1 protein-coding gene is annotated in these 769 nt (G+C 35.4%); it reads left to right on the top strand.

Features of this window, described 5'->3' with window-relative positions; genetic code table 11:
• A partial coding sequence (locus tag ACM6HU_RS27370) for an IS3 family transposase (protein WP_242227557.1) occupies positions 1-734 on the top strand: 734 nt, incomplete at its 5' end.
• Positions 735-769: the final 35 nt, after the last annotated feature.

Raw genomic sequence — 769 nt, forward strand, 5'->3', positions numbered from 1 at the left:
CAGATGTAGAACTAAAAGGATTGATTCGAACCATTTATGACGAACATGAGGGGCTTTATGGTTATCGTCGTATTCGTGATGAACTGACGAACCGCGGACACAAAGTAAATCATAAAAAAGTGTATCGAATTATGAAAGAATTAGGCTTGAAGTGTCTCGTTCGTATGAAAAAATATCGTTCTTATAAAGGGAAAGTTGGAAATATTGCACCGAATATTTTAAATCGCAATTTCCAAGCGGAAAAACCAAATGAAAAATGGGTTACGGACATTACGGAGTTTAAATTGTTTGGAGAGAAGTTATATCTATCACCGATGTTGGATTTATTTAATGGTGAAATTATCACATACACAATTGCTTCAAGACCAACCTACTCCCTTGTTTCAACAATGTTAGACCAATCTTTTGAACGTTTAATAGACAAAGATACACTTCTGATTCATTCCGATCAAGGATGGCACTATCAAATGAAGCAATACCGTCATTCTCTTACTAAACGTGGCATTACACAAAGCATGTCTCGTAAAGGAAACTGTTACGATAACGCAGTGATTGAAAACTTCTTTGGCATCATGAAGTCAGAATTTCTGTATCGAAAAGAATTTAAGAGTATAGAACATTTTAAGCAAGAACTAGCAAAATATATAGAGTACTATAATCATAAAAGAATTAAGGCAAAACTAAAAGGCATGAGCCCGGTACAATACCGGACCCATGCCCAAAAGGTTGCCTAATGAAATAATCTGTCTAACTTTATGGGGTCACTTCA

The organism is Bacillus sp. IT-79MI2, from assembly GCF_949768135.1.
Taxonomy (GTDB): Bacteria; Bacillota; Bacilli; order Bacillales; family Bacillaceae_G; genus Bacillus_A; species Bacillus_A pseudomycoides.